Annotated in this window: 8 protein-coding genes; all 8 read right to left on the bottom strand. The window is 71.1% G+C overall.

The genetic code is table 11. The features are described 5' to 3' along the window. Window positions 1-143: 143 nt before the first annotated feature. On the bottom strand, window positions 144-446 hold the full coding sequence (locus LQV45_RS14720; RefSeq protein WP_138174889.1) for a YggT family protein: 303 nt from the start codon (window positions 444-446) through the stop codon (window positions 144-146). Window positions 447-452: 6 nt separating this feature from the next. Continuing rightward, window positions 453-923 (bottom strand): cell division protein SepF, encoded by a 471-nt coding sequence (locus LQV45_RS14715; protein ID WP_138174887.1) that lies wholly within the window; start codon window positions 921-923, stop codon window positions 453-455. A gap of 31 nt (window positions 924-954) precedes the next feature. Beyond that, the gene (locus tag LQV45_RS14710; protein ID WP_230007669.1) at window positions 955-1,638 is read right to left on the bottom strand and encodes a YggS family pyridoxal phosphate-dependent enzyme; all 684 of its coding nucleotides are present in this window, start codon (window positions 1,636-1,638) and stop codon (window positions 955-957) included. 66 nt (window positions 1,639-1,704) lie between these two features. Further along, window positions 1,705-2,883 carry a cell division protein FtsZ gene (gene ftsZ, locus LQV45_RS14705; protein WP_138174883.1) on the bottom strand — a complete coding sequence of 393 codons (1,179 nt, stop codon included), beginning with the start codon at window positions 2,881-2,883 and terminating at the stop codon, window positions 1,705-1,707. 151 nt (window positions 2,884-3,034) lie between these two features. Further along, window positions 3,035-4,000, bottom strand: a complete 966-nt coding sequence (locus LQV45_RS14700; protein ID WP_374208218.1) for an FtsQ-type POTRA domain-containing protein — start codon at window positions 3,998-4,000, stop codon at window positions 3,035-3,037. Window positions 4,001-4,003: 3 nt separating this feature from the next. Beyond that, the gene (gene murC / locus LQV45_RS14695; protein ID WP_230007668.1) at window positions 4,004-5,410 is read right to left on the bottom strand and encodes a UDP-N-acetylmuramate--L-alanine ligase; all 1,407 of its coding nucleotides are present in this window, start codon (window positions 5,408-5,410) and stop codon (window positions 4,004-4,006) included. 53 nt (window positions 5,411-5,463) lie between these two features. Continuing rightward, window positions 5,464-6,537 carry a glycosyltransferase gene (locus tag LQV45_RS14690; RefSeq protein ID WP_230007667.1) on the bottom strand — a complete coding sequence of 358 codons (1,074 nt, stop codon included), beginning with the start codon at window positions 6,535-6,537 and terminating at the stop codon, window positions 5,464-5,466. Between the two features lie 85 nt (window positions 6,538-6,622). Beyond that, the coding region (locus tag LQV45_RS14685; RefSeq protein WP_230007666.1) for an FtsW/RodA/SpoVE family cell cycle protein at window positions 6,623-6,948 on the bottom strand (326 nt) is incomplete at its 5' end.

Genomic DNA, 6,948 nt, shown 5'->3' with positions numbered 1-6,948 from the left:
GTCATCGGGGGTCAGTGCCATGGTGTTTCCTCTTTCGAGAGCTCTGAATGGGGTCTGGGGGGTGTCGAACCGGGGCACACCGCTTCGGAACAGCATAGCCGCCGCCCTTCTCCGGTGTCGAAGGGCGGCGGCTGTGGCTGGTGTCACAGCGCCGCGAGCGACCGCGTGACGCTGAGGAGCAGGAAGCAGGCGAACATCGTGATCGCGAAAGCGAAGTCGATGGCGATGCCACCGATCCGCAGAGGCGGAATCACCCGTCGGAGTAAGCGGATAGGGGGGTCGGTGACCGTATAGACGATCTCGGCCACCACCAGCATGGCGCCGCGCGGACGCCACTCACGGTTGAACATCGGGATGTACTCGAGCACCAACCGTGCCAGCAGCAGAACGATGTAGACGAACAGGAGCGCGCTGAGGATGGAGCCGACCAGGCTCAGGACGGCCACGATCGCTTACTGCGACGCGAAGGGCGCGCCCTCGGGGTCGGCCTGTGCGATCGCACCGTCGCCGGACACGGCGATGTTCTCGGGAGAGAGCAGGAAGACCTTGCTCGTGACCCGCTCGATGCGCCCGTAAAGGCCGAGCGACAGTCCGCTCGCGAAATCGATCAGGCGGCGCGCGTCGGCGTCGCTCATCTGCGACAGGTTGATGATGACCGGGATTCCCTCGCGGAAGTTCTCAGCGATCGTCTGCGCGTCGCGGTACTGCTTGGGGTGCACCGTGAGGATCTCGCTCACCGGCCCGGCGGCCGGCTGTCGCACCACGGCGGGGCGGTGCAGCGGGGTCACGGGAGCGGCCTTCTCGACCGGCGCAGGCTGCGCGGACTGCTTGCGCGCGACCGGCTGCGGGGCGGTCTCCTCATAGGTCTCCTCCTCGTCGGCGAGGCCCAGGTACACCATCGTCTTCTTGAGCGGGTTCGACATCGCATCCTCCGTTCGCTCGTCTGATTCGAGGCTAGTCGCGCGGGGGGCGCGGACCCGTGATTGCGGAACCGATCCGCAGGTGTGTCGCGCCCATCGCGATCGCTTCCGGGAAGTCCCCGGTCATACCCGCCGAGATCCACGTCGCGTCGGGCACGACACGGCGGACGTCGTCGGCACTCGCGCGCAGGCGTTCGAAGGCTCGGGCCGGGGCCTCCTCGAGCGGAGCGACGGCCATGACTCCGCGAACGCGCAGGCTCGGCAGCGTCCGCACGTGGGCGGCGAGGGACTCGACCTCGGCGGGGGCGACGCCACCGCGTCCGGGGTCGTCGGTGAGGTTGACCTTCAGCAGCACGTCCAGCACGTCGCCCGCGCCCGCGGCATCCAGGGCGTCCGCGATACGCGCACGGTCGACCGAGTGGACCGCGTCGGATGCCGCGCGCACCGCGCGGGCCTTGTTGGTCTGCGCCTGACCGATGAAATGCCACCACAGCCCGTCGAGGGCGCCGACCTCGCCGTGCTTGGCCGTGAGCTCCTGCTGCCGGTTCTCTCCAACGTCACGCACCCCGAGCGCGTACAGATCGGTGATCAGCGACACGGGGTGGAACTTCGTCACGACGATGCGGGTGATCGCGGCCGGATCGCGGCCGGCAGAGCGGGCGGCGTCGGCGATGCGGGCATCCACGGCGGCGAGGCGGTCGGCGAGGGCGGTATCCATGCGGTGCTCCTTGGACGACGCAGCGGGCCCGGTGGACACCGGACCCGCTACGTCGGTCGTTCGCGCTTACTTGAGGAAGTCGGGAACGTCGAGGTCGTCGTCGGCGAAGCCCGAGTCGTACGACGTCTCGGGGACCCGCGCGGCCACCGGTGCCGGCTCGGGGGTGCGCTCGGTCGACTGGGCCTTCTGCTCCTCGGCCGCGTCCAGGTCGCGGGCGACGTCGTCGGCGGGGATCGCCGGGACCGCGGGCGCGGCCACCGGACGCTGAGCGCCGACCGGGTCGATGCGCAGCGACGGCTCGCCGCCGTCGAAACCGGCCGCGATGACGGTGACGCGCACCTCGTCGCCGAGGGTGTCGTCGATGACCGTTCCGAAGATGATGTTCGCCTCGGGGTGCGCCGCTTCCTTCACCAGCTGAGCGGCGTCGTTGATCTCGAAGATGCCGAGGTTGGATCCGCCCTGGATCGACAGCAGGACGCCGTGCGCGCCCTCGATGGAGGCTTCGAGCAGGGGCGACTCGACGGCCAGCTCGGCGGCCTTGATCGCCCGGTCGGCGCCGCGCGCCGAACCGATGCCCATGAGCGCCGAGCCCGCACCCTGCATGACCGACTTGACGTCGGCGAAGTCGAGGTTGATCAGACCCGGCGTGGTGATGAGGTCGGTGATGCCCTGCACACCGGCCAGGAGCACCTGGTCGGCCGTGGCGAAGGCCTCGATCATCGAGATGCCGCGGTCGCTGATCTCGAGCAGTCGGTCGTTGGGCACGACGATGAGGGTGTCGACCTCTTCTTTCAAGCGGGACACTCCCCCCTCGGCCTGGCTCTGGCGTCGGCGACCCTCGAACGAGAAGGGCTTGGTGACGACACCGATCGTGAGGGCGCCGATCGACTTGGCGATCTTGGCCACCACCGGAGCACCGCCGGTGCCCGTGCCACCGCCTTCGCCCGCGGTCACGAAGACCATGTCGGCTCCGCGCAGCGCCTCTTCGATCTCTTCGGCGTGATCCTCGGCGGCACGGCGGCCCACCTCGGGATCCGCACCGGCCCCGAGACCGCGCGTCAGCTCACGTCCGACGTCGAGCTTGACGTCGGCGTCGCTCATCAGCAGCGCCTGCGCATCGGTGTTGATCGCGATGAACTCCACACCGCGCAGGCCCAGCTCGATCATGCGGTTGACGGCGTTGACGCCGCCCCCGCCCACACCGACGACCTTGATGACGGCGAGGTAGTTCTGGTTGTGGCTCATGCCGGCCTCCGTTTATCCCCGAACCCGAAACTCTAAACCTCATGTTGAGGGTTAAAGAATTGCCCGGTATGCAATTCCTTAGCTCGAAGGTAAGTGGCAGCGGGGGCCCTGCCCGCCCGACACGCGGCGTGTCGGGTTATCGCCCGACGGATCAGCGCACGACGCCCGCCTCGGGCGAGGTCACGTCGTACTCGCGCGTGCGATCGGGCGGACTCTTCTGCATGAGCAGGTCCAGGACGCGCGCCTTCTCGACGGAACGCTCCGCGCTCCCCCACACCACACGCGTCCCGGTCGACCCGAGCGTCAGCGTGACGTCGTCGGGCGTCGACGCGGACACCGCCGTCACCTGCGACCGGATGCCATCGGGCAACGCCCGCACGACCCGACCTGCGGCACGGAAAGGCTCCGAATCCGTACCGCCGGAGACCTCCAGCACGGGGTGCCCGGCGGGCGCGTCGGGGGTGGTCGAGAGGACGACGCCGGCGGCGTCCACCAATGTGTATCCGGCCGGCGTCTGCACGACGCCCACCGGGGTGCGCTCCACGATCCGCACGACGAGGTCGTGCGGGGGACGCGCCTCGAGCGTGTACGACTCCACGAGCGGGAAGCGCACGAGCGCGGCCTTGACGGCACTGCCGTCGACCAGCGCCAACGGCGTGCCGACCTGTCCGCTCAGCGCATCGACGACCGTGGCGGCATCCAACTGCGACGTTCCGACGACCTCGACGCGCTCCACCGCGAACAACGGGCTGTACGCCGCCCCGACGGTACCCAGCACCATCACCACGAACGCGATGCCGGCCCCGATCCACACGCGCCGACGCCGACGCTGACGAACCGTGAAGCGACGGACCTCGGCACGCAGCGCGCGGCGACGGGCACGGGAGGCACGCCACACGTCACGCAAGCCCGTGTCCGCGGCATCCGGCTCGGAATCCTCACCGGCCGCGCCCCGCTCAGGCAGCGGCAGCGGAACGACCTCGGCCGGCTCCCCCTCGGACGCCCCGGACGACCGCGACGTCCCGGTCACGGGAAAACCGCCGTCGGCTCCCCGCCGGGGATCCGATCCACCCGACGGCGTTCCCGAGGACGGAGGCAGGGGCGAGGGCCGACGCACGGCTCAGACCGCCGCGGCCTCGGTGCGGGAGAGCGCCTCGAGCACCTGCGGGATGATCTGGTACACGTTGCCGCAACCGAGCGTGATGACGTAGTCGCCGGGGCGGGCGATCTGCGCGGTGTAGTCGGCCGCACCCTGCCAATCGGGCACGTAGTGCACGTGCGCCGGGTCGGCGAAGGCACCGCTCACCAGCTCGCCGGTGACCCCGGGCACGGGATCCTCGCGCGCGCCGTACACGTCGAGCATCACCGTGTGATCGGCCAGCTCCTCGAGCACCTCGGCGAACTCGCGGTACATCTCCTGCGTGCGGGAGTACGTGTGCGGCTGCTGGATGGCGATGATCCGCCCCTCGCCCACGACCGTGCGCGCGGCCGACAGGGCCGCCGCGACCTCGGTCGGGTGGTGCGCGTAATCGTCGTAGACGCTCACTCCGCGCTCGACCCCGTGCAGCTCGAAGCGACGGACGGTGCCGCCGAAGCCCTCGACGGCCCGGGCCGCCTCGGTGAGGCTGTAGCCGAGCACGCGCAGTACGGCGACGGCACCCGCGGCATTGACGGCGTTGTGGGTTCCGGGCACGCGGAGCTGCACGTCGACGCTCTCGTCACCGGCGGCGAGCGTGAAGGAGACGGGCCCGTCGGTGCGGATGCCGCTCAAGCGCACGTCGGCGGCGGGGTCTTCGCCGAACGTGACGACGTTCGCGTGGCTCAGGCGCGCGGTGACGGCGCGAGCACCGGGGTCGTCGGCCGAAACGACGACGGCCTCGCGTGCCCGATCGGCGAACCGGGCGAACGCCGCGTCGAACGCGTCGCGCGAACCGTAGTGGTCGAGGTGGTCGGGATCGACGTTGGTGATCAGCGCGACCGAGGTGTCGTAGAGCAGGAACGTGCCGTCGGACTCGTCGGCCTCGATGACGACCAGGTCGTCGGAGCCGGTGCCGCTGGAGGCCCCGAGGTCGGCGATGACACCGCCGTTGACGAACGTCGGGTCGGCCTCGAGCGCCCGCAGGGCCGTCACGATCATGCCGGTCGAGGTCGTCTTGCCGTGCGCTCCCGCAACCGAGACGAGGCGCCGGCCGCCGATCAGCCAGTGCAGCGCTTGCGAGCGGTGGATCACGTGCAGTCCGCGCGCCTTCGCGGTGACGAACTCGGGGTTCTCGGGCCAGATGGCGCCGGTGTGCACGACGGTGTCGGCGTCGCCGAGGTGAGCCGCGTCGTGCCCGACGTGGACGGTGGCGCCGCGTGCGGCGAGATCGCGGAGGGCCGCACTGTCGGCGCGGTCGGAACCCGACACCCGGATGCCGCGGTCGAGGAACATGCGCGCGAGTCCGGACATGCCCGAGCCACCCACTCCGATGAAGTGCGCGGAGGTGATGGTCTCGGGGATGGGGAGGCTCAAATCGGGTCTGATCATGACCTTGCGATCCTACGTCGCCGGGCTGACGGCCCGGTCCCGGCGCGCCCGCGTCAGCGGGCCAGCGCAGCGTCCACGAGGGCGATGACGTTCTCTGTGCCGGTGCGCGTGCCCGTCTGTGCCGCGGCGGCGCGCAGGGCGTCGCGCGCGCCGGTGTCGCTCAGCAGGGGGACGATCTCGCTGCGCACCCGATCGGGGGTGAACTCGGCGTCCGCGATGAGCCGCGCCGCTCCCGCCCGCACGGCCGACGCCGCGTTCAGGCTCTGCTCGCCGTTGCCGACGGCGTACGGCACGTACACGGCCGGGATGCCGAGCGCGCTGATCTCGCTCACCGTCGCCGCCCCGGATCGCGAGACGATGACATCGGCCAGCGCGAACGCCAGGTCCATCCGGTCGACGTAGCGCACGAGGGCGTAGCCCGCGACGCCGGGGTCGGCGAGGTCGGACTTCTCCCCCGTCACGTGCAGCAGCTGCCAGCCGGCGTCGAGCACGTCGCGCCACGCACCGCCGAACGCCTCGTTCAGGCGCTGAGCGCCGAGCGACCCGCCGAACACGAGGAGCGTCGGCGCGGCGGCATCCAGTCCGAAGTGCGCGGCGGCCTCGTTGCGCAGCGCGGCGCGGTCGAGGTCGACGATCTCGCGCCGCAAGGGCATGCCCACGACGCGGGCGCCGCGCAGGGGCGTCCCGTCGAACGCCACGCCCACCGCTGCCGCCGCTCGGGCGCCGAGGACGTTGGCGAGCCCCGGCTTGGCGTTGGCCTCGTGCACGACGAACGGCACCTGCTCCCAGCGGGCCGCCACGTAGGCGGGGGCCGATGCGTATCCGCCGAAACCGACGACGACGTCGACCCCGCGCTCGCGGATGATGCGGCGGACCTGGGCGATCGCGCGCCGGAACCGGCTCGGGAAAGCGGCGGCGGCACGGTCGGGGCGCCGAGGGAAGGGCACCTTGTCGACGAACAGCAGCTCGTAGCCGCGCAGCGGCACGAGGCGCGCCTCCAGACCCTCGCGCGTGCCGAGCACCAGCACCTCGTCGCCGGCGTCACGCGCACGGAGTCCGTCGGCCACGGCGAGCAGAGGGTTCACGTGTCCGGCGGTCCCGCCGCCGGCCAGAAGCGTCGTCGTCACCCCTCGACCCTAACCAGGTCGGCCGACACCGGATGCCACGGGCTCCCCGCTTCGCCGGTCCGCACCGCGTCCGGCGCGGCGGGGATCAGCCGCGAGGGCGACGCGCGGCGCGTGCGGGTGCCGGCGCGACCGGCTGACGATCTGGGAGCGTCCGGGCGCACGACAGCAGGACACCGCACGCGATGAGGACCGACAGCAGCGACGTGCCACCCTGCGACATGAACGGCAGCGGGACGCCCAGCACCGGGAAGATGCGCAGCACGACACCGACGTTGACCAGTGCCTGACCGACGATCCACAGCGTGATCGCCCCGGCGACGATGCGCACGAACGAGTCGTCGGTGCGGCGGATGATGTGGAAGGCGCCCACGGCGAAGATCGCGAACAGGACCAGCACGACGAGGCATCCGA

Source organism: Microbacterium sp. Bi128 (genome assembly GCF_918698205.1).
Note: the sequence above shows the minus strand (reverse complement) of the source record. Positions and strands in the feature narration are given on the sequence as shown.